The 26,993-nt window shown below is 62.7% G+C and carries 15 protein-coding genes; 7 read left to right on the forward strand and 8 right to left on the reverse strand.

Annotated features, from left to right (window positions below; translation table 11 throughout):
- Window positions 1–86: 86 nt before the first annotated feature.
- Window positions 87–641, reverse strand: coding sequence for an RNA polymerase factor sigma-70 (locus tag BLU71_RS03285; RefSeq protein WP_042607842.1), 555 nt, complete (start codon window positions 639–641; stop codon window positions 87–89).
- A gap of 371 nt (window positions 642–1,012) precedes the next feature.
- On the opposite strand from BLU71_RS03285, the gene BLU71_RS03290 reads away from it, so the two are divergent.
- Both BLU71_RS03290 and BLU71_RS03295 read left to right on the forward strand, forming a co-directional pair.
- The gene (locus BLU71_RS03290; protein ID WP_083352286.1) at window positions 1,013–14,011 is read left to right on the forward strand and encodes a non-ribosomal peptide synthetase; all 12,999 of its coding nucleotides are present in this window, start codon (window positions 1,013–1,015) and stop codon (window positions 14,009–14,011) included.
- 204 nt (window positions 14,012–14,215) lie between these two features.
- The gene (locus tag BLU71_RS03295) at window positions 14,216–15,040 is read left to right on the forward strand and encodes an alpha/beta fold hydrolase (protein WP_083352287.1); all 825 of its coding nucleotides are present in this window, start codon (window positions 14,216–14,218) and stop codon (window positions 15,038–15,040) included.
- A 111-nt stretch (window positions 15,041–15,151) separates the two neighbouring features.
- Here the strand turns inward: BLU71_RS03295 and dsbG are convergent, their stop codons facing one another.
- The 3 genes from dsbG to dsbD are packed head-to-tail and all read right to left on the reverse strand — an operon-like array spanning window position 15,152 to window position 18,512.
- Window positions 15,152–15,922, reverse strand: coding sequence for a thiol:disulfide interchange protein DsbG (gene dsbG / locus BLU71_RS03300; protein ID WP_064361570.1), 771 nt, complete (start codon window positions 15,920–15,922; stop codon window positions 15,152–15,154).
- The gene (locus BLU71_RS03305) at window positions 15,898–16,779 is read right to left on the reverse strand and encodes a TlpA disulfide reductase family protein (protein ID WP_083352288.1); all 882 of its coding nucleotides are present in this window, start codon (window positions 16,777–16,779) and stop codon (window positions 15,898–15,900) included. The genes dsbG and BLU71_RS03305 overlap by 25 nt, the downstream gene beginning before the upstream one ends.
- A complete protein-coding gene (gene dsbD, locus BLU71_RS03310) occupies window positions 16,779–18,512 on the reverse strand; it encodes a protein-disulfide reductase DsbD (RefSeq protein WP_083352289.1) in 1,734 nt (577 codons plus the stop codon). Before dsbD ends, BLU71_RS03305 begins: the two co-directional genes overlap by 1 nt.
- 155 nt (window positions 18,513–18,667) lie before the next feature.
- Between dsbD and BLU71_RS03315 the strand changes: the two genes are divergently transcribed.
- The 5 genes from BLU71_RS03315 to BLU71_RS03335 all read left to right on the forward strand — a co-directional run bounded on the left by BLU71_RS03315 (window position 18,668) and on the right by BLU71_RS03335 (window position 23,233).
- Window positions 18,668–19,348 (forward strand): response regulator, encoded by a 681-nt coding sequence (locus tag BLU71_RS03315; protein WP_042607836.1) that lies wholly within the window; start codon window positions 18,668–18,670, stop codon window positions 19,346–19,348.
- The gene (locus BLU71_RS03320; RefSeq protein WP_042607835.1) at window positions 19,348–20,670 is read left to right on the forward strand and encodes an ATP-binding protein; all 1,323 of its coding nucleotides are present in this window, start codon (window positions 19,348–19,350) and stop codon (window positions 20,668–20,670) included. Before BLU71_RS03315 ends, BLU71_RS03320 begins: the two co-directional genes overlap by 1 nt.
- A gap of 214 nt (window positions 20,671–20,884) precedes the next feature.
- Entirely contained in the window at window positions 20,885–21,406 is a 522-nt protein-coding gene (locus BLU71_RS03325) for a GNAT family N-acetyltransferase (protein ID WP_083352290.1), read from the forward strand.
- Window positions 21,407–21,512: 106 nt separating this feature from the next.
- The gene (locus BLU71_RS03330) at window positions 21,513–22,925 is read left to right on the forward strand and encodes an aspartate aminotransferase family protein (protein ID WP_083352291.1); all 1,413 of its coding nucleotides are present in this window, start codon (window positions 21,513–21,515) and stop codon (window positions 22,923–22,925) included.
- Between the two features lie 83 nt (window positions 22,926–23,008).
- A complete protein-coding gene (locus BLU71_RS03335; RefSeq protein ID WP_041478467.1) occupies window positions 23,009–23,233 on the forward strand; it encodes an MbtH family protein in 225 nt (74 codons plus the stop codon).
- 177 nt (window positions 23,234–23,410) lie between these two features.
- Here the strand turns inward: BLU71_RS03335 and BLU71_RS03340 are convergent, their stop codons facing one another.
- Genes BLU71_RS03340 through BLU71_RS03355 form a run of 4 tightly spaced genes read right to left on the reverse strand, consistent with a single transcriptional unit; the run spans window position 23,411 to window position 26,990 of the window.
- Window positions 23,411–24,316, reverse strand: a complete 906-nt coding sequence (locus BLU71_RS03340) for a metal ABC transporter substrate-binding protein (protein ID WP_064361575.1) — start codon at window positions 24,314–24,316, stop codon at window positions 23,411–23,413.
- Window positions 24,317–25,216, reverse strand: coding sequence for a metal ABC transporter permease (locus tag BLU71_RS03345; RefSeq protein WP_007917717.1), 900 nt, complete (start codon window positions 25,214–25,216; stop codon window positions 24,317–24,319).
- Window positions 25,216–26,064 carry a metal ABC transporter ATP-binding protein gene (locus tag BLU71_RS03350; RefSeq protein ID WP_083352292.1) on the reverse strand — a complete coding sequence of 283 codons (849 nt, stop codon included), beginning with the start codon at window positions 26,062–26,064 and terminating at the stop codon, window positions 25,216–25,218. Before BLU71_RS03350 ends, BLU71_RS03345 begins: the two co-directional genes overlap by 1 nt.
- Window positions 26,061–26,990: a metal ABC transporter substrate-binding protein gene (locus tag BLU71_RS03355; RefSeq protein WP_042607829.1), complete on the reverse strand. Its 930-nt coding sequence runs from the start codon at window positions 26,988–26,990 to the stop codon at window positions 26,061–26,063. The genes BLU71_RS03350 and BLU71_RS03355 overlap by 4 nt, the downstream gene beginning before the upstream one ends.
- Between the last annotated feature and the right edge of the window lie 3 nt (window positions 26,991–26,993).

Genomic DNA, 26,993 nt, shown 5'->3' on the forward strand with positions numbered 1-26,993 from the left:
CAGCCTTCGGCAGCTCCTACAGAGGAATGCATTCTCAAGTAGGAGCTGCCGAAGGCTGCGATCTTTTTTGATCAGACGACGCGGTCTCAGCGACGACCCGCGATCACCCCATCCCGCCGACTGCCCGACACCTTGCGGCAGTGCACCAGCGCATCACGAATCATGAAGTTGACCAGGGTCGGCGATACGCCGAGTTCCTTGGCGATGTCTTTCTGCGGCACGCCGTGCAAGCGATACATCTCGAAGGCGTAGCGGGTGCGGCTGGGCAGTTCGGTCAGCGCATCGGCGATGTGTTCCAGGGTCGAGAAGTTGATGTGCGACGTTTCCGGCGAAGCGCCCTGAATCACCACGTTCAAGCCTTCCTCTTCCGGGCCTGAGTATTTCTGTTCGAGCGCCTGCTTGCGGTAATGATCGATGGCGAGGTTGCGCACGATCTGGAACAGGTAGCTCAGCTGGGCCTTGATCGACGACGTGATCGGCGGCGCCGATTGCAGTCGGAAAAACGCATCCTGAACCACGTCTTCGGCACGAGACCTGCAGCCGGTAATGCGGGCTGCAATCTTGACCAGAATCAGTCGATTGTCGACGAATGCCTGAAGTAGCGGTGAATCGCACCTGCTTGTGGATACTTGTTCCGTCATGGAAATCACCTTGCTGCCAATAGGTTAGTGGGAGGGCCTGGGGGGACGGCGCCGTCCTACACATCGAGCGACAAATTATGTTGAATGATAATGATTGTCAAATGAGAAAGAGAAGTACTGCTGTAAGTCGATGTGTTTTGCGAACTGCGACACGCTGCCGCAGCCTGGCCCCGTTGAACGTCGAGCCTGCCGACTAATTATTTCAAGACGTCATCCGTTCTCATTGGTGAATGGTTCCGGGTGTTGATCCCCGGCCACAGCGCATTCCGATGCCTTGCGCGGTCGGCACAGACCGCGCCCTGCACGCCTCTCGACAGGCGTGACGCAGCCACCCGATTCCACTTGCAAGCCGAATTCAGGCAGGAAACCTCATGACCGACGCGTTCGAACTCCCCAGCACCCTGGTCCATGCCCTCAAGCGTCGTGCGGCCCTGACGCCGGACCGACTGGCCTTGCGTTTTCTCGCCGAAAACCCTGAGCAGGCTGTGGTGCTCAGCTATCGCGAACTGGATCAACGCGCGCGCGCCATCGCCGCTGCATTGCAGGCCGAGGCCGGTTTCGGTGAGCGCGCGGTGCTGCTGTTCCCCAGTGGCGCGGATTACGTCGCGGCGTTTTTCGGCTGCCTGTATGCCGGTGTGATTGCGGTGCCGGCCTATCCGCCGGAATCCGCCCGGCGTCACCATCAGGAACGCTTGCTGTCGATCATCGCCGACGCCGAGCCCAGGCTGTTGCTGACCAGCGCCGACCTGCGCGATGCCTTGCAGCAAATCGAGGGCGCGCCGCCGCTGTTGTGCGTCGACACCCTCGACAGCGCACTGGCCGAGCGCTGGGTTGAGCCGAGCCTGCCGCCCGAGCACATCGCCTTCCTGCAATACACCTCCGGCTCTACTGCGCTGCCCAAGGGCGTGCAAGTCAGCCACGGCAATCTGGTCGCCAACGAACTGCTGATCCGTCACGGTTTCGGCATCGACGTCAACCCGGACGACGTCATCGTCAGCTGGTTGCCGCTGTATCACGACATGGGATTGATCGGCGGCCTGCTGCAGCCGATCTTCAGCGGCGTGCCGTGCATTCTGATGTCGCCGGCATACTTCCTCGGCCGGCCATTGCGCTGGCTGGAAGCGATCGCCGAATACGGCGGTACCATCAGCGGCGGGCCGGATTTCGCCTACCGCCTGTGCAGCGAGCGGGTCAGCGAATCGGCGCTGGAACGCCTCGATCTGAGCCGTTGGCGCGTGGCCTATTCCGGCTCCGAGCCGATCCGCCTCGATACCCTTGAACGCTTTGCCGAGAAATTCGCTGCCTGCGGTTTCAGTGAGCAGAGTTTCATGGCTTCGTACGGTTTGGCCGAGGCGACCCTGTTTGTCGCCGGCACGCCGCGCGGCAACGGCATCCCGGCGCTGCGCGTGAACGATCAGGCGCTGGCACAAAACCGCGCCGAGCCGGGCGACGGCAGCGCGATCATGAGCTGTGGCATCAGCCAGCCGGAACACGCGGTGCTGATCGTCGAACCGAATACGCTCAAGGAACTGGCGGACAACGCGGTCGGTGAAGTCTGGGCCGCCGGCCCGAGCATTGCCCACGGCTACTGGCGCAATCCCGAAGCCAGCGCCAAGACCTTCGTTCAGCACGCCGGCCGCACCTGGCTGCGCACCGGTGATCTGGGCTTTGTCCGTGACGGCGAATTGTTCGTCACCGGGCGTCTGAAAGACATGCTCATCGTCCGCGGGCACAACCTCTATCCGCAGGACATCGAGCAGACCGTCGAACGCGAAGTCGAAGTTGTGCGCAAGGGTCGCGTGGCGGCGTTCGCCGTTAATCACGGTGGCGAAGAGGGCATCGGCATCGCTGCGGAAATCAGCCGCAGCGTACAGAAAATCCTTCCGCCAGAAGCGCTGATCAAAGCCATTCGCCAAGCCGTCGCCGAGGCGTATCAAGAGGCGCCGAGTGTGGTGGTGCTGCTCAATCCGGGTGCGTTGCCGAAAACCTCGAGCGGCAAACTGCAGCGTTCGGCATGCCGTAATCGTCTGGCCGATGGCAGTCTCGACAGTTACGCGGTGTTCCCGTCGACGACCGCCGAAATCCCAACCGCGACCAGCAGCGCTTCGGATCTTGAAACGGTGATCGGGCAAATCTGGGCCGAGCAACTCAACGTCAAGCAGGTCAACGCCGATGATCACTTTTTCCTGCTCGGCGGCAACTCGATCGCCGCCACGCAAGTCGTCGCGCGGGTTCGCGAAAAACTCGGTGTAGAGCTGAGTCTGCGCCTGCTCTTTGAAGCGCCGACTCTGTCCGCCTTCGCCGCCGCTGTGGCGCAGCAACAACAGGACGGTGGCAGCGCGCAGGGTGCTATCACCGCGCTGTCGCGCAGCGAGGCGATGCCGCAGTCGCTGGCACAAAATCGTCTGTGGATCACCTGGCAGCTCGACCCGCACAGCAGCGCCTACAACATTCCCGGTGGCCTGCGCCTGCGTGGGGAGCTGGACGAAGACGCCGTGCGCAGCAGCTTCCAGCAACTGATCGAACGCCACGAATCCCTGCGCACGCGTTTCTTCGAACGCGACGGTGTGGCATTGCAGCAAGTGCTCGCCGCCGCCGAATTCAATCTGCAACTGATCGACATCAGCGACCTGCCAGCGGCCGAGCGTGAAGCCCGGGCCGAGCAGATTCGCGAAGACCAGGCGCGCACTCGGTTCGACCTGGAAAAAGGCCCGTTGCTGTGGGTGACCCTGGTGCGTCTCGACGATGAAGAACATCAACTGCTGGTGACGATGCACCACATCATCGCCGACGGCTGGTCGCTGAATATTCTCCTCGACGAGTTCTCGCGCCTCTACGCCGCCGCTGCGCAGGGTACAACGGCAAACCTGGCAGTGCTGCCCACGCAATACGCCGACTACGGCAACTGGCAGCGGCAATGGCTGGCGCAAGGCGAGGGCGAGCGGCAACTGGCGTACTGGAAAGCGCAGTTGGGCGATGAGCATCCGACACTGGAGCTGGCTACCGATCATCCCCGCTCGGCCAGACTAAACCACAGCGCTGCGCGCCACAGCGTGCGCCTGAGTGCCCAGCTCAGCGAGGCGATCCGCCAGACCGCGCAGGCGCACCAAGCCACGCCGTTCATGCTTCTGCTCGCCGCGTTGCAGAGCCTGCTGCACCGCTACAGCGGTCAGCGCGACATTCGCATCGGCGTACCCAATGCCAACCGTCCGCGCCTGGAAACCCAAGGCCTGATCGGCTTCTTCATCAACACCCAGGTATTGCGTGCACACGTCGATTCGCGCCTGCCGTTTGCCGAGTTGCTGAGCCAGACCCGCCAGGCCGCACTCGGCGCCCAGGACAATCAGGATCTGCCCTTCGAGCAACTGCTTGAAGCCTTCCCGCAGGCCCGCGAACAGGGTCTGTTCCAGGTCATGTTCAACCATCAGCAGCGCGACCTCGGTGCACTCAAGCGCTTGCCCGGTCTGCTCGCCGAAGAGCTGCCGTGGCACAGCCGCGAGGCCAAGTTCGATCTGCAATTGCACAGTGAAGAAGACCGCAACGGACGTCTGAGCTTGTCGTTCGACTACGCCAGCGAACTGTTCGACGCCGCGACCATCGAGCGACTGGCCGAGCATTTCCACAATCTCCTGGGCGAAGTGTGCGAACAGCCACAGCAGGCCATCGGCGATCTGCGCCTGTTGACCGCCAGCGAGCAACACCAGCAGAAGGACTGGAGCGTCGCACCGTGCACCGCGGCGCAACAGTGGCTGCCGGAGCTGCTCGACCAGCAACTGCATAAAACCCCGCACCGCACCGCGCTGGCGTGGGAGACCGGTAGCCTGGATTTTGCCGAGCTGCACGCGCAAGCCAACCGGCTCGCCCATTACCTGCGCGACAAAGGCGTCGGCCCGGACGTGTGCGTGGCCATCGCCGCCGAGCGTTCGCCGCAACTGCTGATCGGTCTGCTGGCGATCATCAAGGCTGGCGGCGCCTATGTGCCGCTTGATCCGGAATATCCGGCCGAGCGCCTCGCGTACATGCTCAGCGACAGTGGCGTCGAACTGCTCCTGACCCAGACCGAACTGCTTGAGCGCCTGCCAGCCAGCGACGGTGTCAGTGTGATCGCCATGGACGCGTTGCACCTGGAAAAATGGCCGAGCCATGCACCGGGCCTGCATTTGCACGGCGACAATCTCGCCTACGTGATTTACACCTCGGGTTCCACCGGGCAACCGAAAGGCGTCGGCAATACCCACGCAGCGCTGGCCGAGCGCCTGCAATGGATGCAGAACACCTACGCCCTCGATGAAACCGACGTGCTGATGCAAAAAGCGCCGATCAGTTTCGATGTCTCGGTGTGGGAATGCTTCTGGCCGCTGATCACTGGCGCGCGTCTGCTGATTGCCGGCCCCGGCGAACACCGCGATCCCCATCGCATCGCGCAACTGGTTCAAGAACATGGCGTGACCACGCTGCACTTTGTGCCGCCGCTGCTCTCGCTGTTCATTGATGAACCGCTGAGCGCCGAATGCACCAGCCTGCGTCGGGTATTCTCCGGCGGTGAAGCACTGCCGGCCGAACTGCGCAATCGCGTCCTCGCGCAAATGCCGGCGGTGCAACTGCACAACCGTTACGGCCCGACTGAAACTGCGATCAACGTCACGCACTGGCATTGCACCAGCGCCGATGGCGAGCGCTCGCCGATTGGCCGGCCTCTGGGCAACGTGATCTGCCGCATCCTCGATGCCGATCTCAACCCGGTTCCAGCGGGCGTGCCGGGTGAGCTGTGCATCAGCGGCAGCGGTCTGGCCCGTGGCTATCTCGGCCGTCCGGCGTTGACCGCTGAACGTTTTGTCGTCGATCCATCGGGCGAGCAGGGCGCCCGCTTGTACCGCACTGGCGACCGTGCGCGCTGGACCTCCGACGGGGTGATCGAATACCTCGGCCGTCTCGATCAGCAGGTCAAGCTGCGCGGCTTTCGGGTTGAGCCGGAAGAAATCCAGGCGCGGCTGCTCGCTCAGGAGGGCGTCGCCCAAGCCGTGGTGCTGGTGCGCGAAACCGCTGCCGGTGCGCAACTGATCGGCTACTTCACGACAACCGATTTCCCTGAAGATGCCGATGAGCAAATCGCTCGCCTGAAAGCCGCTTTGGCCGCCGAGCTGCCGGAGTATATGGTCCCGGCGCAACTGCTGCGCCTCGACGCGATGCCGCTGAGCCCCAGCGGCAAACTCGACCGCCGCGCCTTGCCTGAACCGCAATGGCAGGTGCGTGAACACGTCGAACCGGTCAGCGAACTGGAACAACAAATCGCCGCCATCTGGCGTGAAGTACTCGGCCTAAATCAGATTGGCCTGAGCGACGATTTCTTTGCCCTCGGCGGTCACTCGCTGCTGGCCACACAGATCATCTCCCGCACACGTCAGGCCTGTGACGTCGAACTGCCGCTGCGCACGCTGTTCGAGCACAGCGAACTGGGCGATTACGCCGAACAGATCCGCCAGATCCAGGCCAGCGGGCGCACCAACCAACAGTTGCCGATCGGCAAAGTCGATCGCAGCCAAGCGGTGTCGTTGTCCTATTCGCAGCAGCGCATGTGGTTCCTCTGGCAGATGGAACCGGACAGCCCGGCGTACAACGTCGGTGGCATGGCGCGCCTGCGTGGCGTGCTGCATGTCGAGCATTTCGAGGCCGCGTTGCAGGCGCTGATCCTGCGTCACGAAACCCTGCGCACAACGTTCCCAAGTGTCGACGGTGTCGCCCGCCAGCAAGTGCATGCCCAGACCGGCGTGCGCATGGGCTGGAAGGATTTCTCCAGCCTGCCGGCGGCTGTGGGTGAACAACAAGTCCAGCAACTGGCCGATGCAGAAGCGCACCAGCCTTTCGACCTGGAAACCGGCCCGCTGCTGCGCGCCTGTCTGGTCAAGACTGCCGAGCACGAGCATTACTTCGTTCTGACCCTGCACCACATCGTCACCGAAGGCTGGGCGATGGACATCTTTGCCCGTGAACTCAGCGCGTTGTACGAAGCGTTCGTCGATGAGCGCGAATCACCGCTCGAGCCGCTGCCGGTGCAATACCTCGACTACAGCGTCTGGCAGCGCCAGTGGCTGGAATCCGGCGAGCGTCAGCGCCAACTCGACTATTGGACTGCACAACTGGGTCGCGAACATCCGCTGCTGGAATTGCCCGGCGACCGTCCGCGTCCACCGGTGCAAAGCCACCAGGGCGAGCTGTTCCGTTTCGATCTGAGCGACGATCTCGCCGCGCGGGTGCGGGCGTTCAACGCGCAAAACGGTCTGACCCTGTTCATGACCATGACTGCCGCACTCGCCACGTTGCTCTACCGCTACAGCGGCCAGACCGACCTGCGCATCGGCGCGCCGGTGGCCAACCGCATCCGCCCGGAAAGCGAAGGGCTGATCGGTGCGTTCCTCAACACCCAGGTGCTGCGTTGCCAGATCGACGGGCAGATGTCGGTCGGCGAATTGTTCGAGCAAGTGCGCCACACGGTGATCGAAGGCCAGTCCCATCAGGATCTGCCGTTCGATCATCTGGTCGAAGCCTTGCAGCCGCCGCGCAGCGCCGCTTACAACCCGCTGTTCCAGGTGATGTGCAACGTCCAGCGCTGGGAATTCCAGCAGAGCCGCACGCTGGCCGGTATGACCGTCGAGTACCTGGCCAACGATGCGCGGGCGACCAAGTTCGACCTCAATCTGGAAGTCACCGACCTCGACCATCGCCTCGGTTGCTGCCTGACCTACAGCACCGATCTGTTCGACGAACCGACCATCGCGCGCATGGCCAGGCATTGGCGCAACCTGCTTGAAGCGTTGATCGCCAATCCGCAGCAACGGCTCAGCGAATTGCCGTTGCTCGATCAGCCTGAGCAACAGCAACTGCTCGAGAGCCTCGGCATCGAGCCGGGCGAGCATCGTCTCGACCAGTGCATTCATCATCTGTTTGCCGAAAAGGCACTGGCGCGCAAAGACGCGCCGGCGCTGACCTTCGCCGGGCAGACTCTGAGCTACACCGAGCTCGATGCCCGCGCCAATCGCTTGGCCTGGGCGCTGCGTGAACGCGGGGTCGGCCCGCAAGTGCGGGTGGGTCTGGCGCTGGAGCGTTCGCTGGAAATGGTCATCGGCCTGCTGGCGATTCTCAAGGCTGGCGGCGCCTATGTGCCGCTGGATCCGGAATACCCGCTCGACCGTTTGCACTGCATGATCGAAGACAGTCGCATCGGCCTGCTGCTCAGCGATCGGGCGATGTTCGAAGCCCTCGGCGAGTTGCCGCCAAGCGTGGCGCGCTGGTGCCTGGAAGATGACAGCGCCGGGTTGGCCGACTACCCGGCCAGCGAGTTGCCGTTTATCAGCCTGCCGCAACATCAGGCTTATCTGATTTACACCTCGGGCTCGACCGGCAAACCGAAAGGCGTGGTGGTCTCCCACGGCGAAATCGCCATGCACTGCCAGGCCGTGATCGAACGCTTCGGCATGCGCCCGGACGACTGTGAACTGCATTTCTATTCGATCAACTTCGACGCCGCCACCGAACGTCTGCTGGTGCCGCTGCTCAGCGGTGCGCAGGTGGTGTTGCGGGCGCAGGGCCAGTGGGACGCGGAAGAAATCTGCGGTTTGATTCGTACGCATCGAATCAACGTCCTTGGCTTCACGCCAAGCTACGGCAGCCAGTTGGCGCAGTTTCTCGCGACACAGAACCAAGTCCTGCCGGTGCGGATGATCATCACCGGCGGCGAAGCGCTGACCGGCGAGCATCTGCAGCGCATCCGCGCGGCGTTCCAACCGGCGCAGTTCTTCAACGCCTACGGCCCGACCGAAACCGTGGTCATGCCGCTGGCCAGTCTGGCGCCGCAGGTGCTGGAAGAGGGCGCCGGCAGTGTGCCGATCGGCAGCGTGATCGGCGCGCGGGTCGCGTACATTCTCGACGCCGATCTGGCGTTGGTGCCGCAAGGTGCGACCGGTGAATTGTTCGTTGGCGGCGCCGGTCTGGCCCAGGCCTATCACGACCGTCCGGGCATCACCGCCGAGCGTTTCGTCGCTGACCCGTTTGCCGCTGATGGCGGACGCATGTATCGCACCGGCGACCTGGTGCGCCAGCGTGCCGATGGTCTGGTCGAGTATCTGGGCCGGATCGACCATCAGGTGAAGATCCGTGGTTTCCGTATCGAGCTGGGCGAAATCGAAACGCGCCTGCTCGATCACCCTTCTATCCGCGAAGCCGTAGTGCTGGCGCTGGACGCACCGAGTGGCAAGCAACTGGTGGGTTACCTGGTGACCGACGTAGCCGAGCAAAATCAGGCGCAACAAGCGGAACTGCGCGAGGCACTGAAGACTCACCTCAAGGCGCAACTGCCGGATTACATGGTGCCGACCCACCTCATACTGCTGGCGAGCATGCCGCTGACCGCCAACGGCAAACTCGACCGCCGCGCCTTGCCGGCACCGGATCTGCAGCTCAATCGGCAGGACTACATCGCGCCGAGCAACGCGCTGGAGCAGACCCTCGCGCAGATCTGGTGCGACGTGCTCAACGTCAGGCAGGTCGGTCTCAGCGATAACTTCTTCGAACTCGGCGGTGATTCGATTTTGTCGATTCAAGTGGTCAGCCGCGCGCGTCAGCAGGGTATTCACTTCAGCCCGCGTGATCTGTTCCAGCATCAGACCGTGCAGACGCTCGCTGCAGTTGCCAGTCGCACGCAGCAAGTGACTGCCGAGCAAGGTCTGGTCGACGGCGAGTCGCGTCTGACACCGATTCAGCACTGGTTCTTCGATACGGATATCCCCGAGCGTCAGCACTGGAATCAGGCGCTGTTGCTGGAACCGACTGTGCCGCTCGAGCCGCAACGTTTACGCCAGGCTTTGCTGGCGGTGATCGAGCAGCACGATGCACTGCGTCTGCGTTTCAGCGAAACCGATGGCGTATGGCAAGCGACGCATCAAGCGCTGACGGATGAGGATGTGCTGTGGCAATTCAGCGTCGATTCGCTGGAACAGTGCGAAGGCCTGTTCGCCGACGCGCAACGCAGTCTGCATCTGCACAATGGCCTGTTGCTGCGCGCGGTGCTGGTCGATGTCGCTGATGATCAGCAACGCCTGTTTATCGCCATCCACCACTTGGTGGTCGACGGTGTTTCCTGGCGCGTGCTGCTCGACGATCTGCAAACGGCGTATCGCCAACTCGACGCTGCGCAGCCGCTGAAACTGCCGGCGAAAACCAGCGCCTTCAAGGACTGGGCCGCGCGCTTGCTGGCCTACGCTGGCAGCGAATCTCTACGTGAAGAATTGAGCTGGTGGCAAGCGCAACTGGCCGGGCCGAGCGCTGACCTGCCTTGCGAGAATCCGCAGGGCGGCGGGCAGAATCGTCATGCGCACACCGTCAGCGTGCGCCTCGATGCCGAGCGTACCCGGCAGTTGCTGCAACAGGCGCCGAGCGCGTACCGCACCCAGGTCAACGACCTGCTGCTGACCGCACTGGCCCGCGTGCTGTGCCGCTGGAGCGGCCAGCCGTCGGCACTGATTCAACTGGAAGGTCACGGTCGCGAAACCCTGTTCGACGAGATCGACCTGACCCGTACGGTCGGCTGGTTCACCAGCGCCTACCCGCTGCGCCTGACTCCGCACACCCTCGAAGAGGCCGCCGGGCAGGGCGCTTCGATCAAGGCGATCAAGGAACAACTGCGCGCCGTGCCGCACAAAGGTCTCGGTTATGGCGTGCTGCGCTATCTCGCCGATGACGGTTGCCGGCAGAGCATGGCTACGCTGCCGAGCGCGCCGATCACCTTCAATTACCTCGGCCAGTTCGACCAGAGTTTTGCCAGCGATGCGCTGCTCCGTCCGCTCGATGAGCCGGTCGGTGCCGCCCACGACCCACAGGCGCCGTTGCCGAACGAGCTGAGCGTCGACAGTCAGGTGTATGGCGGCGAATTGCTCCTGCGCTGGACCTTCAGCGCCGAGCGTTATGACGCGCAGACCATCCACGATCTGGCCGATGCTTACGTTGGTGAGCTGCAAAGCCTGATCGAACATTGCCTGCAGGAAGGGGCCGGCGGTCTGACGCCGTCGGACTTCCCGCTGGCAAAACTGACCCAGACGCAACTCGACGCCTTGCCGGTGCCGGCCGCACACATCGAAGATGTCTATCCGCTGACGCCGATGCAGGAGGGCATGCTCCTGCACACCCTGCTCGAGCCCGGTACCGGTCTGTACTACATGCAGGATCGTTATCGCATTAACAGCGAACTCGATCCCGAGCGTTTCGCTCAGGCCTGGCAAGCGGTGGTCGCGCGTCACGAAGCGTTGCGCGCCTCGTTCTGCTGGAACGTCGGCGAAGACATGCTGCAAGTGATTCACACCCCGGGTCGCACGCCGATCGAGTATCTGGACTGGAGCGCCGTCGCCGAACCCGAGCAGGAACCGAAACTGCAAGCGCTGCTGAAAAGCGAGCGCGAGGCGGGTTTCGATCTGCTCAATCAGGCGCCGTTCCACCTGCGCCTGATCAAGGTCGGCGCGGCGCGCTACTGGTTCATGATGAGCAACCACCACATTCTCATCGACGCCTGGTGCCGTTCGCTGCTGATGAACGACTTCTTCGAGATCTACACCGCCCTCGGCGAAGGTCGTGAAGCGCAGTTGAGCGTGCCGCCGCGTTATCGCGATTACATCGGCTGGCTGCAACGGCAGAGCCTGGCCGAAGCGCGGCAGTGGTGGCGGCAGAATCTGCAGGGCTTCGAGCGCACCACGCCGATCCCGAGCGACCGGCCGTTCCTGCGCGAGCATGCCGGTGAAAGCGGCGGCATGATCGTCGGCGACCGCTACACCCGCCTGAATGTCGAGGACGGTGTGCGGCTCCGCGAGCTGGCGCAGGCCCATCAATTGACCGTCAACACCTTTGCCCAGGCGGCGTGGGCTCTGGTTCTGCGACGCTTGAGCGGCGACCGCGACGTGCTCTTCGGCGTGACCGTGGCCGGGCGCCCGGTGGACATGCCGGAGATGCAACGTACCGTCGGCCTGTTCATCAACAGCATCGCCCTGCGGGTGAAGATGCCTGCGGACGATCAGCGCAGCAGCGTGCGCCAGTGGCTCAGCGCGTTGCTCGACAGCAACATGCAACTGCGCGAGTACGAATACCTGCCGCTGGTGAACATCCAGGAACAGAGCGAATTGCCCAAAGGCCAGCCGCTGTTCGACAGCCTGTTCGTGTTCGAAAACGCTCCGGTGGAAGTCTCGGTGCTGGATCGTGCACAGAGCTTGAACGCGACCTCGGATTCCGGCCGGACCCACACTAACTTCCCGCTGACGGCGGTGTGCTACCCGGGCGATGACCTTGGTTTGCACCTGTCGTATGACCAGCGTTATTTCGACGAGTCGACGGTCGAGCGCATGCTCGCTGAGTTCAAGCGGTTGCTGCTGGCGCTGGTCGACGGCTTTCATGGCGACATGGCCGACTTGCCGTTGCTGGGCGACGAAGAACGCGATTTCCTCCTGCACGGTTGCAACCAGAGCGGCCACGACTATCCGCTGGAGCAAAGCTACGTGGCGCTGTTCGAAGCGCAGGTCGCGGCGCAGCCGCAGCGCATTGCCGCCAGTTGCCTCGATCAGCAATTGAGCTATGCCGAGCTGAATCACAACGCCAACCGCCTGGGTCATGCGCTGATCGCCGCCGGGGTGCGCATGGATCAACCGGTGGCGCTGCTGGCCGAGCGTAATCTCGACCTGCTCGGCATGATCATCGGCAGCTTCAAGGCCGGCGCCGGTTACCTGCCGCTGGACCCGGGACTGCCGAGCCAGCGCCTGAGCCGCATCATCGAGATGAGCCGCACGCCATTGCTGGTATGCAGCGCCGCCTGCTTTCAACAGGCGCAGAGTTTGCTCGAGGAGTTTGGCTGTTCGAATCGTCCGCGCTTGCTGGTGTGGGAAGAGGTGCAGGTATCGGGGACGGCGACTGAGAATCCCGGCATTCACAGCAGCCCGGATAACCTCGCTTATGTGATCTACACCTCGGGTTCGACCGGTTTGCCAAAAGGCGTGATGGTCGAGCAGCGCGGCATGCTCAACAACCAGTTGAGCAAACGCCCGTACCTCGACTTGAGCGAGGCCGACGTGATCGCGCAGACCGCTTCGCAAAGCTTCGACATTTCCGTCTGGCAGTTCCTCGCCGCGCCGTTGTTCGGCGCGCGGGTCGACATCGTGCCGAACACCATCGCACACGATCCGCAAGGTCTGCTGGCGCATGTGCAGGCGCAGGGCATCACCGTGCTGGAGAGTGTGCCCTCGCTGATCCAGGGCATGCTCGGCGCTGACCACATGAGCCTCGACGGTCTGCGCTGGATGCTGCCGACCGGCGAAGCGATGCCGCCCGAACTGGCGCATCAATGGCTGCTGCGTTACCCGGACATCGGTCTGGTCAATGCTTATGGCCCGGCGGAATGTTCCGACGACGTGGCGTTCTTCCGCGTTGACCTGGCCTCGACGCGCGGCAGTTATTTGCCGATCGGCACGCCGACCGACAACAACTTGCTCTATCTGCTCGATGGTGCGCTGGATCTGGTACCGCTGGGCGCGGTGGGTGAACTGTGCGTGGCCGGCACCGGTGTCGGACGCGGCTACGTCAGTGATCCGCTGCGCACCGCGCCAGTGTTCGTGCCGAATCCGTTCGGCGCGCCGGGCGAGCGTCTGTACCGTACCGGCGACCTGGCGCGGCGCCGCGCTGACGGCGTGCTGGAATACGTCGGCCGCGTCGATCATCAGGTGAAGATTCGCGGCTTCCGCATCGAACTTGGTGAAATCGAAGCGCGCCTGCATGAACAGCCGGAAGTGCGCGACGCTGCGGTTGGCGTGCAGGAAGGCGTCAACGGCAAGCATCTGGTGGGTTATCTGGTTGCTGCCGATGCAGCGCTCAATCCGGGCGAACGCCTTGAACGGATCAAGCAGCGCCTGCGCGCCGAACTGCCGGAATACATGGTGCCGCTGCACTGGCTGTGGCTGCAGCAGATGCCGCTCAATGCCAACGGCAAACTCGACCGCAAAGCCCTGCCGGCGCTGGAGATCGGTCAATTGCAGAGCGAGGATTATCTCGCCCCGCGCAACGAGCTGGAGCAGACCCTGGCTGATATCTGGGCCGAGGTGTTGAAGGTGGAAAAGGTCGGCGTGCGCGACAACTTCTTCGAACTCGGCGGGCATTCCTTGCTGGCGACGCAAATTGCATCGCGGGTGCAGAAAGCCCTGCAACGCAACGTGCCGCTGCGCGCGATGTTTGAGTGCAGCACGGTAGAGGAACTGGCTGAGTACATCGATGGATTGGCGGCCAGTGACATTACCGAGGAGAAGGTGGATCGGTTGAATGATTTGATGGCGGAGTTGGAGGGGCTTTAGTTCTCTAGGGTTTGTACTGGCCCCATCGCGAGCAGGCTCACTCCTACAGTTGAAATGCATTCCAATTGTAGGAGTGAGCCTGCTCGCGATGGCGTCGGTGGATTCAACACAAATCAACGGTACATGACTGTACATTTCCACCCTTGACGATCAACAACCGGCAGCTCAGTCTGCCGGTTCTGTCTTTTCTCCCGGAGGTGGTCGATGCCCTTTTTCACGGTTGACGGACAAGCGCTGCACTACATTGATCAAGGCACCGGCCCGGCCGTGTTGCTCGCTGGCAGTTATCTCTGGGATCAAGCGATGTGGGCGCCGCAGATCGCCGCGCTGACCCCGCACTATCGCGTCATTGCCCTGGATCTGTGGGGGCATGGCGGGTCCGGCAAGTTACCTGAAGGCACCACATCGCTGGACGACATCGCCCGTCAGGCGCAGGCCCTGCTCGATCATCTGGACATCGACCGCGTCACCCTCGTCGGGCTATCGGTCGGCGGCATGTGGGGCACGCGCCTGGCACTGGCCGCGCCGCAACGTCTCAACGGTCTGGTGCTGATGGACACCTACGTCGGCGTCGAGCCCGAACCGACCCGGCAGTATTACTTCTCGCTGTTCAAGCAGATCGAAGACACCGGGACCATCTCCGAACAACTGCTGGACATCGTCGTACCGATCTTCTTCCGCCCGGGCATCGATCCGCAGTCGCCGCTGTATCAGAACTTCCGCGCAAAACTGCAGAACTACTCGCCCGAGCGTTTGCGCGAAAGCATCGTACCGATGGGGCGCATCACGTTTGGTCGCGACGATCTGTTGCCACGCCTGGGCGAACTCAACGCAGCGACCACGTTGGTGCTGTGCGGCGATCAGGACAAACCACGACCACCCTCGGAGGCCCGGGAAATGGCTGAATTGATTGGTTGCCCGTGTGTGCTGGTACCGGAGGCGGGGCATATCTCCAATCTGGAGAATCCCGGGTTTGTGACTGAGGCGCTGCTTGGCTTCTTGAGCGAGTGCAACAGACACACCGTGTGATCCAATCGCGAGCAGGCTCACTCCTACAGGTATCGCATTCTTGCTGAAGGAATGCAGTCAACTGTAGGAGTGAGCCTGCTCGCGATTGGGGCCGGTTCAGGCGATGAAAAACTACTTGGGCCCGAGAATCTTCACTAGCTTGTCCGGCGAAGGCGCGCCTTGCTGTTGTTGCAGTTCGCCTTTGTCGTCCAGGTAGAAAATCGCCGGAGTGGCCTGCAGTTCCAGGTCTTCCATCAATTGCATGTTCGCCGCGAGTTTGCTCTGCACGGCGACCGGAATGTCTTTGAGAGCCTTGAGCGCGCTGCCCTTGCCAGCCTTTTCGTGATCTTCCAGGGCCTTGGCCGGGTCTTTCGCCGCCAGCAGCGCGGCGGATTTGCCCGGGCTGTCTTCACGAATGATGCCGACCATGATGTGGCGCAACTGCACTTTGCCGGCCTTGACCCATGGCCGCGCCTGCTCCCAGAACATGTTGCAGTACGGGCAGTTCGGGTCGCTGAACAGGTACACCGTGCGCGGCGCATCCTTGTTGCCGTCCTGAATCCAGTTGCTCGCCTCGAACTTGGCCCAGACTTCCTTGGACATCGGCGCGTAAACCAGTTTTTGCAATGGCTCGCTGCTCAGGTCCTTGCCGTCGGCGTCGTACAGGTTGCCCACTACCACGTGTTTACCGTCCGGGGTCAGGTACAGCGCCATGCCGCGATTCTGGTATTGCGCGGCATACCCGCGCAGGCCATCGGGGGCGTCGAACTGACCGACGATTTTCGCGCCCTTGGCTTCGATCTTTTTGATCGCCGCGGGCAGTTCTTCAGCAGCCTGCACCGACGGCAAGTGCAGCAGGGCAGTGCCCAGGGTCAGCGTCAGCAGGTGGCGGAGGCGGGGCATGGCAGTTTCCTTGCAGAGTTGGCCGGGGCAACGGCCTGATTCGGGCTTGAAGGTGAAGTGTCGAAGGTTTCCAGAGCGCGGGCGAGGCTGGCGTTCGACAGTTCACCGAGGTGACTGGTCAGCAAGCGACCGTCCGGGCTATAGAACAGCGTAGTCGGTAACGCCATGGATCCCACGGCCTGACCGAGACGGCCGTTGCGGTCGAACAGCACGTTGTTCAGGCTCAGGCCCTGGGTTTCCAGGAACGTCGCCACGCTTTGCATGCTTTCGGCCTGATTGACGAACAGAAACGTCAGATCCGGGCGCTGTTGCTGGGCGTTTTCCAGCACCGGCATTTCCCGCCGGCACGGCGGGCACCAGGTGGCCCACAGGTTGATCACCAGCGGGCCGCCCCGATAGTCACTGAGCTTGATGGTTTGCCCGGCGGCATTGCGCAGGGAAATGTCCGGCAGGCGTGTGCCTTGTTCGTAGATGTTCAGCGAGAGGGTGGCGAGCAGCCAGAACGCCACGCCACTGACCACACCAAAGCCCAACGGTCGGCGCAGACCGGGACGACGCCAGCCGCGATACAACGCCGCCAGCAGCAGAGCGATCACCCCGGGCCAGGCGAGGAATCCACCGTCGCGCAGATCGATGATCTGCCACGGGTCATTGCGATAATGCGACCAGTACAGCGCGACAAAGGCAATGCGCGCCGCAAGCATGCCCAGCAAAAACAGGCTGAACAGCGCCGACTCGGGGTTATCGCCACCGCGCTTGGCTACCCGCCAGCCGACAAATGTCGCCAGTGCCAGCGCACTGATCAGCAGCAGGTGGTTGAGCGCGATGGCAAAAGTGCCGAGGGTGAACGTCAGCATCAGTTGGCGTCTCGGGTAGTGGACCAGCGTTGCAGGAACGTGTCGGCATCGACCTCGCCGGTGATGCGCTGGCTGCGGCGTTCTTCACCGTCAGTACCGACCCAGATGAAAGTCGGCGGCCCGGGCACTTTATAGCGACCGAGCAGCTCGCGGCTGGCGGCGTTGTCGGCGGTCACATCCAGGCGCAGCAGGCGCACGTCGCTCAATGCCTGCATGACCTTGGCCTCGCCGAATACCTTCTTCTCCATGACTTTGCACGACACGCACCAGTCGGCGTAGTAATCGAGCAGTACCCACTGGCCTTGGGCCTTGGCGGCGTCGAGTTCACGTTGCAGGGCGGCCGGTTCCTTGATGGTGGTGAAGGCGTCATGACCGCTTGGTGCGGCGCTGGCGACCCGGCCGGCGCTGTAAACCTGCAATGGCTGGTACGGATCATCACTGCCGCCAGCCGCACCGATCACCAGCAAGCTGCCCCACAAACCGAGCAGCAGGGACAGGGCGCCGAACATCTGCGCGACGCGGCCAAATCCTTCGGACTGTTTCCAGGCGCTGTAAGCCGCAATCAGCAGCAGCGCGCCACACAGACCCAGCCACAACGACGGATCCAGTACCGGGCGCAGCATCAGCAATGCGGTTGCGAGAAAGAGAAAGCCGAATATGCCCTTGAGCAGGTTCATCCACGCCCCTGGTTTGGGCAGTAATCGATTGCCCACGGTGACCAGCAGCAACAGCGGCACACCGATGCCGATGCCCAGCGCAAACAGAATCAGACCGCCGTGCAACGCGTTACCGCTTTGCGCGATGTACAGCAACGCGCCGGCCAGTGGCGCGGTCATGCACGGCCCGACCAGCAGACCGGACAATGCACCGAGCACACCGGCGCCGATCAGGCTGCCGCCGCTGCGGCTGCGTGAAGCGTGTTCAAGTCGATCACGCAGCGCCACCGGCAACTGCAGCTCGAAGAAGCCGAACATCGGCAATGCCAGCACCACGAAAATCGCCGCGAACGCACCGAGCAGCCAGGGATTCTGCAACCACGCCTGCAGGTTCGCACCGAGCAGAGCGGCAATCACACCCATCGCCGCATACACCAGCGCCATGCAGATCACATAGCTGCTGGCCAGGGCGAAGCCGCGCCGTGGTGTGGCGCCACTGCCGACGATCATCCCGGCCAGAATCGGCAGCATTGGCAGTGAGCACGGGGTAAACGCCAACAGCAGGCCGAGACCGAAGAACACCAGCAGACTCCAGCCCAGCGCCCGTTGTTGCAAGCTGCTGGCCAAGGCCTGATCCGGCGCTTCCCCGCCAGTTGTCGCTGCGGCTTTGCCGCCCAGGTCAATCACCTGGGTTTGCGGTGGATAACACAGACCTGCATCGGCGCAGCCCTGATAACTGACTTTGATCTGACCACTGGCCGCCGCCGGGATCTTCACTTCCAGGCCTTGGCGATACACCGGCTGCTCGCCGAAGAACTCATCGCTGTGGGGTTCGCCTTCAGGCAGCACCGGCTGCTGGTCGGCGGCCAGTCCGTCGAACTTCAAGCGTTTCTGATACAGGTAGTAGCCGTCGGTGATCTGCCAGAACAGCTGGGTTTCCCCCGACTCCAGACGCTCGGAGGTGAGGACGAATGCCTTGTCGACGGGTAAAAAGTCCGGCTTGGACTCGAACGGATTGTTTCCGGCCTGGGCCAGACCGGAAATCAGTAAAGCAAACAGAAGAAAAAAATGACGCATGGAGGAGCCTTGTCCCTGTGCAATTGAGGTGCACAATGGGCAGCGGCGATTAACCGATGATTAACCGCGATGCCCTTGTCGCAGTGACGTTCGGCGCCATAATGTCAGCTTAATCGGCCAACCGCCTAATCCGCTTTTTTCCTGTGGGATTCACCATGCACGTACTGGTTTGCGAAGACGATGAGCTGATCGCCAGCGGCATCGTTGCCGGGCTCACGGCTCAGGGCCTGACCGTCGAGCACGTCAACACGGCGTCGAAAGCGCGGGCGATGCTCAAGGTCGCCGAGTTCGACGTGATGGTGCTCGATCTTGGCCTGCCCGACGAAGATGGCCTCAAGTTGCTCCAGCAATTGCGCCAGAGCGGCCTGGAGATTCCGGTGCTGATTCTCACCGCCCGCGATTCTGTGACGGATCGTGTCGACGGTTTGCAGGCCGGCGCCGACGATTACCTGCTCAAGCCTTTCGACCTGCGCGAACTGTTCGCCCGCCTGCAAACCCTGTTGCGCCGAGTGGCCGGGCGCAGTGTCAATCTGATCGAGCATGGCGCGCTCACCTACGACCCGAGCAGCCGGGAAACCCGCCTGGCCGGGCAACCGGTGGACTTGTCGCGCCGCGAGCAATCGCTGTTGCAGGCGCTGCTGCACAACCGCGGCCGCGTTTTGTCCACCGAGCAATTGAAGGACAGCGTCTATGGCTTCAACGATGAGCTGGAAAGCAACGCGCTGAACGTGCATATCCATCATCTGCGCAGCAAGCTTGGCAAAGGCATCGTCGAAACCGTGCGCGGTCTGGGCTATCGTCTCGGGCCTGCCGATGGCGGGGAGCAGGGCAAGTGATGAGTCTGCGCCTGCGCCTGAGCCTGACGCTCGGCGCCGCATTCGCGCTGATCTGGGCGCTGGCTGCGGCGTGGATGCTCAGCGATCTGCGCAATCAGATGATGTTTTCCCTCGACCAGCGCCTGGTTGCCTCGGCGCGCATGGTTGCCGGTCTGCTCGAGCAATTGCCGACGCTGCCGAGCAAGGGCGAAGGCACTCACTTCAGCGCTGAACAGCTGAATATTCCCGGGGGGATGGCCTGTCAGGTCAGCTCATTGCGCGGCGAGATTCTTGCCCGCAGCCACAACAATCCCGAACAAGCGCTGGAAGCGGAAAAAATGGGCTTCCACGATCAGATGATCGACGGCGCACCGTGGCGCAGTTTCACCCTGGCCCGCGGCGATGTGCGCATCACTACCGCAGACCGGCAGATCGAGCGTGAAGCGTTGAACATGTCGATCCTGCTCGCCGCTTCGGTACCGGTCGGCGTGGCCTTGCTGGGTTGTCTGTGCTTGCTGTGGCTGGGGATCGGTCAAGGCCTGGCGCCACTGAATCGTCTGCGCGAAGCGCTGATGCGGCGCAATGCCGATTCGCTTGAACCGTTGCAGTTGCAGGCGTTTCCCAGCGAATTGAAGCCGCTGCTGGAAACCCAGAACCAGTTGTTCCAGCGCATCGGCAAGACCATCGAACGTGAACGTCGTCTGACCGGCGACGCCGCGCACGAATTGCGCAGTCCGCTGACGGCGATCAAGACCCACCTGCAAGTCGCGCGCATGACCGATGGCAGCGCCCGCGATCAATCGCTGGCCCGCGCCGAGGAGGGTGCCGATCGCCTGCACCGCACCCTTGAACAGTTGCTGTTGCTGGCGCGGGTCGAAGGCAGTCTGTCATTCGATGACGGCTCGCAATGCAGCGCCGAGCAAGTGGCCAGGCTGGCGATTCAGGACGCCACGGGCGGTGAACGGCTGCGGATCAAACTGCACGTGCCGGACGAGCTGTCCGCCGCGCCGCTGCAAATGCCTGCAGTGCTGGCGATTGCTGCGCTGCGCAACCTGCTCGACAACGCTCTGCGCCATACGCCTGAAGATTGTGCGGTCGAGGTCAATCTCGAAAGCATCGGCAACCGTGTGCGCTTTGTCGTGCGCGACCATGGGCCGGGCATTGCGCCGGATGACTTGCAGCATCTGACTCAGCGCTTCTGGCGCAACGGCCAGAGCACCGGTTGCGGGCTGGGTCTGGCGATTGTTCAGGCGATTGTTCAGCGCTGCGACTGCGCCCTGCATTTCGACAGCCGCCCGGATGGCTTGCGGGTCGAACTGACCATGCCGTTGCAAGCCCTCTGACCGCACCCCAGATCCCTGTGGAAGCGAGCCTGCTCGCGAATGCGGTAAGTCATTCAACATCGACGTTGACTGGCCTGACGCTTTCGCGAGCAGGCTCGCTCCCACAAGGGAACATGTTCTGCCACATGAAATGTAACTTCTCGCCGTTCGCTATCCGGCAGGGCCGGGGCTAAGGTCAACGCAGCTTGACTCAATGGATTGAGGGAACTGCGCCATGGAAGCACCCATCTGCATTCGTCCGGCCCGATTGGCCGACGCTGGCATCATCAGCCGCATTATCGAGCGTTCCATCCGCATCGGTTGCGCGCTCGACCACCGTAACGATCCGCCACGGGTCGGCACCTGGATCGCTCAGCAATCCGCTGACTTCATCAGCGCCCGACTCGCTGACCCCCACTTCCATTTATGTCTGGCTTTACTGGCGGACAAACCGGTCGGTGTCGGCATGGCCCAGGCCAGCGGCGAGATTTCCCTGTGTTACGTGCAGCCGGAATCCTTTCGCCGGGGCGTCGGACGGGCGCTGATGCAGGATCTTGAAGGCTGGTTGCGCATTCGTGGTGTGCAGCATGTTCACCTCTACAGTTCCCGCACCGCCGAGCCGTTCTATCGGCATCTGGGTTATCAACAAGCGGCGCCATCTGGCATCTGCGACGGCTTGCAGACCGTGCCGCTGCACAAACCTTTGTCCGCACCGGCCCGACAACTCGATCAAGGGTGTAAATCCGCGCCGCGCTGAAGCGTTTCCAGAACAGGAAAACCTGCAAGTGCGCCCCGCCACCGGAACGCGCACCTGTTGGTGTGCTGTTTTGGTCACTATCCATAGCGAATTGAGGGGTCGAGAGATGTCAGTCGCCACCAGCCTTATCGAAGAATCGTCGGCCCGGGTCGCCTCGGCACCAGCGGAGACGTTGTACGAATTCCACGAATCACCGTTGCTGGCGCGCCAGAGCCAGCAGGAGTCCAATGCACGCAGCTACCCTCGGCGTATTCCACTGGCGCTCAAGCGTGCCAAGGGCCTGTATGTCGAGGATGTCGAGGGGCGCACATTCATCGACTGCCTGGCCGGGGCCGGCACGCTGGCGCTGGGGCATAACCACCCGGTAGTGATCGAGGCAATCCAGCAGGTGCTCGCCGATGAATTGCCGCTGCACACCCTCGACCTGACCACGCCGGTCAAGGATCAATTCGTCCAGGATCTGTTCGGCTTGCTGCCGACGGAACTGGCGGCGCAGGCGAAAATCCAGTTCTGCGGCCCGACCGGCACCGACGCCGTGGAGGCAGCGCTGAAACTGGTACGCACCGCCACCGGGCGCAGCACCGTGCTGTCCTTTTCCGGCGGTTATCACGGCATGAGTCAGGGCGCGTTGAGCCTGATGGGCAGCCTGGGACCAAAAAAACCACTGGGTGCCTTGCTCAGCAATGGCGTGCAATTCATGCCGTTCCCCTACGACTATCGTTGCCCGTTCGGCCTCGGCGGCGCGGCGGGCGTCAAAGCCAATCTGAGCTATCTGGAAAACCTGTTGAGCGATCCCGAGGCTGGCGTGCAGTTGCCGGCAGCGGTGATTGTCGAGGCGGTGCAGGGCGAAGGCGGGGTGATACCCGCTGATATCGAGTGGCTGCGCGGTTTGCGCCGGATCACCGAGAAGGCCGGTGTGGCGCTGATTGTCGATGAGATCCAGAGCGGCTTCGCCCGCACGGGCAAGATGTTCGCCTTCGAACACGCGGGCATCGTTCCGGATGTGGTGGTGTTGTCCAAAGCCATCGGCGGCAGCCTGCCGTTGGCGGTGGTGGTTTACCGCGACTGGCTCGACACCTGGCAACCGGGCGCCCATGCCGGCACGTTCCGTGGCAATCAGATGGCCATGGCCGCCGGTTCAGCGGTGATGCGCTATCTGGTAGAGCACAAGGTCTGCGAACACGCCGCCGCCATGGGGGATCGACTCAGCGAGCATCTGCGCATTCTGCAACGCGACTTCCCGCAACTGGGCGACGTCCGCGGGCGCGGCCTGATGCTCGGCGTCGAACTGGTCGACCCGAGCGGCCTACCCGACGCGCTCGGTCACCCGCCGGCATTCGCACGTCTGGCGCCGCTGGTTCAGCGTGAATGCCTCAAGCGCGGCCTGATTCTGGAGCTGGGCGGCCGCCATGGCGCAGTGGTGCGTTTCCTGCCACCGTTGGTGATTACCGCTGCGGAAATCGACCGCGTCGCGGAGATTTTCGGTCGCGCTTTGGTCGCTGCCACCGCCGCACTGTAAATTTTTCCGCGCGGCGAACGTTCTTTCTACATACCCCGGCTGCACTCGTTGTACAGCCGACCTTACAACGATGGAGAACCAGCATGACGTCAGTATTCGACCGCGAGGACATCCTCTTTCAGGTCGTGGTCAACCACGAAGAGCAATACTCGATCTGGCCCGATTACAAAGCCGTGCCAGAAGGCTGGCGCACCGTGGGCAAGAGCGGCCTGAAAAAGGAATGCCTGGCCTACATCGAAGAAGTCTGGACCGACATGCGCCCGTTGAGTCTGCGTCAGAAGATGGATGCGCAAGTCGCGGCGCAATAAGCGACCGGGCAGAAAAAACCCGCTGGACCAATGAGGGTCGGCGGGTGTTTTCATGTCTGGAGAGTGGCGCTGTCAGTGCTGGCCTCTTCGCGAGCGGGCTCACTCCTACAGTTGAAATGCGATCCCCTGTAGGAGTGAGCCCGCTCGCGATAAACGATAACGCGGTCGTGCCTGAAATTACGCTCCGCTCAGCCCCTTGAGCAACAAATCCACATTGCCTTCCAGCTCCGCCAGCGGATCCGCCGCATCAGTACTCAACACCACCAGTCGGCTGCCGGATTCGGCAATCGCCGCTTTCACCGGTTCGGCTGGCTGGCGATGGTGCAGCACCACCGCTACGTCGTTGTCCTTGAGCGTCGCTGTCAGCTTCTTCAGTGCTTCAGGCGTCCACTCGGCATCAGGACGCGCATCCTGTCCCGCCAGTTCAAGGTTGAGGCTGCCAATCAGATAGCCGAAGTGATCGCTCAGGCTCATCACACTCAGATTGTCCGCCTCGGCCAGACGCGCTTCGGTGTCCGCGCTGAGTTTCAGCAGACGCTGTTTCAACGCCGCCAGATTGGCTTCGATCGCAGGCTTGGCGCTCGGTGCCAGGCGCACCAGGTCCGCCGCCATCACATCCGCCATGCGCCCCATGTTGTTGCTCGCCAGCCATGGCTGACTGTTCAGGCCATCAACCTGCACGCCCGGCTGCACGGCGATGCCGGGCAGGGCGCCGTCGACCGGGCGGGCAGCGTCGACTTCGACGATACGGATGTTGCTGCGCCGAGCGATCGGGTACAGCGGATCATCGGCCCACAGCGAACGCAGACCGATCACCGCGTCCGCGTCGGTGGCCAGTTTGCTCAGGGCCGGAGCGCCACGGCCGGTGAAATACGCAGTCTGGCGGCTGCCGGGCAGGTTGGCCGGGGCTGCGCGTTCGAGCTTGACGTCCGTGCCTTTGAGCAGCGCTTCGCCGAGGCCGAAGGTAATCGGCAACGAGGCCAGAACGCGCAAGGGTTTTGCATTTTCAGCAGCCATCAACGGCGTACAGACCACGCCACACAGGGCCATTGCCAGAGTCAGGTTTCGCAATGAAAAAGCCATTTATCCAAGGTTCCCTTTCAGGCTGGGGACAACGCCGCGCGCGATGGCGGCGAGGGCGAAAGCGATGCCGGCGACCAGAATGATCGCGGCGCCGGATGGAATCGGCAGGTCGAACACGATCGGCGCAAGAATCCCGCACAGCGTGCTGACGGTAGCGATCAGCACCGAACACCAGAAAAATCCTTTGAGCGACTGGCTGAGCAAGCGTGCCGCCGCCGCCGGAATCACCAGCAAGGCGCCGACCAGAATTGCACCGATGACTTTTACCGCCGCGACGGTGATCAAGGTCACCAGGATCACGAACAGGTAATCCAGCGTCTTGACCGCTACGCCACGCACCGCAGCCAGTTGCGGATTGAAACTGGCGAGCATGATGCGGTTGTACAGCGGCAGGGCGAGGGCCATGACCAGCGACCCGACGATCGCCAGCACCGCCAGATCATTGCCGTTGACGGTCAGTACCGAACCGAACAGCACGTTTTCCAGAATGTGCACGTTGATCTTGCCGGCGAGGATCAGCAGCAGGCTCGCGCCGAGTGCCAGCGACACCGAGAGGAACACGCCGATCAGCGTATCCGGTGCCAGCCCGGTACGGTTGCGCAGGTAATTGAGCAGGATGCCGAACAGCAGGCAGTAGCCGAACAGGCTGCCGTACGGGCCGGTGTAGGGTTCGCCGAGCAGAATGCCGATGGCCACCCCGGTCAGTGCCGCATGGCCGACCGCTTCGGAGAAGAACGCGAAGCGCTTGACCACCACCAGCGTGCCGAGCCCACCGAGCACCGGGCCGATCAGCAGACCGGCGAGCAGGGCGTTGACCACAAATCCGTAGGCCAGCGCTTCCGGCAGATAACCCGAAGATGCCCAACCCTGGACCATCAAACGAAAGGCTTCGTAACTCATCACACAGCGCTCCGTGGATGGGTGGAAAACAGCGTCAGCAGACGTTCCGGCGTCAGCGCCTGTTGCGGTGTGGCATCGAACAGTACGCGGCGGTTGAGGCCGGTCACTCGATCGGCCAACCGACCCACCGCTTCCAGATCATGTTCGATCCACAGCACGGTGATGCCCGCTGCGCGCCAGTCAGTGAGCAGACGTTCGAACACCTGAATCCCGGCCTCATCGAGGGCCGACATCGGCTCGTCGAGCACCAGCAATTGCGGCGGCGGAATCAGGCCCTGCGCGAGCAGCACCCGCTGCCGCTCACCGCCGGACAGCGCGCCCATGCGCCGCTTGCGCTTGTCGCGCATGCCGACACGCTCCAGCGCCTCGCCGATGGCACCGGCGTAGTGTTTGCTCAAACCGAGAAAGGCCGGCCGGCGCTGGCACATGGCGGCCATGAAATCGTCGACGGTCATCGGCAAACCGCGATCGAACTCCAGCGCTTGCGGCACGTAACCAATGGTGCCGGGCTCGCCGGGCCAGTGCAGGCTGAGCTGGCCCTGATGCGGCATCTGCCCCAGCAGCGTCTTGATCAGCGAACTCTTGCCACCGCCGTTGGGGCCGACCAGCGCATGCACGCTGCCGGGCTGCACCTGGAAGCTGACCTTGTCGAGAATCGTCGTACGCCCCAGCGTCAGGCTGACTTCCGCAAACTCCAGCGATGGCCCCGTAACCTGTAGGAGTGAGCCTGCTCGCGATAGCGGAGTTTCATCCAATGAAGATGTTGGCTGAGCGGACGCCATCGCGAGCAGGCTCACTCCTACAGGGGACTCGGTGTTTTCTGGGGCGAGGGTTTCTTTCGACGTCATGCCCCCGACTCCTGAATCGCCCGAACCACGGTGTTGAGGTTGCCGGTCATTTCCTTTTCGTACTTGTCGGCGGTGTATTCGCCGTAGGAAATGTGCGACAGCGGGTACAGCTTCACCCCGGATTCGCGCTGGATGGTATCGACGTAGCTGGAGGGGAAATCCATTTCCGAGAAGATCACTTTCACGTCGAGCTCGCGCAGCTGGTCGATGGTTTTTTTCAGCTGACTTGGGCTTGGCTCGATGCCGTGGGCGGGCTCGACCACGGCCGTCACTTCCAGACCGAATTCACGCAGCAGATAGTCGTAAGCCGCGTGCACCGTGGCCACACGCAGTTCGGCGTTCGGTGCCTGGGTCAGTTTGGCCAAAGCGTCGGCGCGCATCTGCCGCAGGCGTTTGCCATAGGCGCGGGCGTTCTGGGTGTAGGTCTTGGCATTGTCCGGATCGATCTTGCCCAGCTCGCGGGCGATGTTGTTGACCTGGGCGATGGAGGCGCTGATCGACAGGAACGTGTGCGGGTTGACCACTTTGCCGGCGCCGCGCGCAGCGACACCGGTAGCGGCCAGCAACGGCACATTCTCGTTGGCTTCGATGGTTTTGACGTTGGGCGTTTCGCTGGCGGCGATCATGCGATCGGCGAAGTCGTCATGGCCGACGCCGTTGAGCACGATCACATCCAGACCACTGATGCGCTTGATGTCTTCGGCTCGTGGCTCATAGGCGTGCGGGTTGAAACCGGCGGGAATCAACGGCACCACTTCAGCCTTGTCGCCGACGATGTTCGCGACATAGCTGTAATACGGATGCAGGGTGATGCCGATGCGCAGGCGTTTGCCCTGTTCGGCGTTGGCCAGTGGGCTCAGCAGGCAGGCGCACAGGCCTAGCAGAAACAGGCGTAACAATGGACGGCGAGGAGATGAAATGGACATGGG

Source organism: Pseudomonas moraviensis (genome assembly GCF_900105805.1).
Classification (GTDB): domain Bacteria; phylum Pseudomonadota; class Gammaproteobacteria; order Pseudomonadales; family Pseudomonadaceae; genus Aquipseudomonas; species Aquipseudomonas moraviensis_A.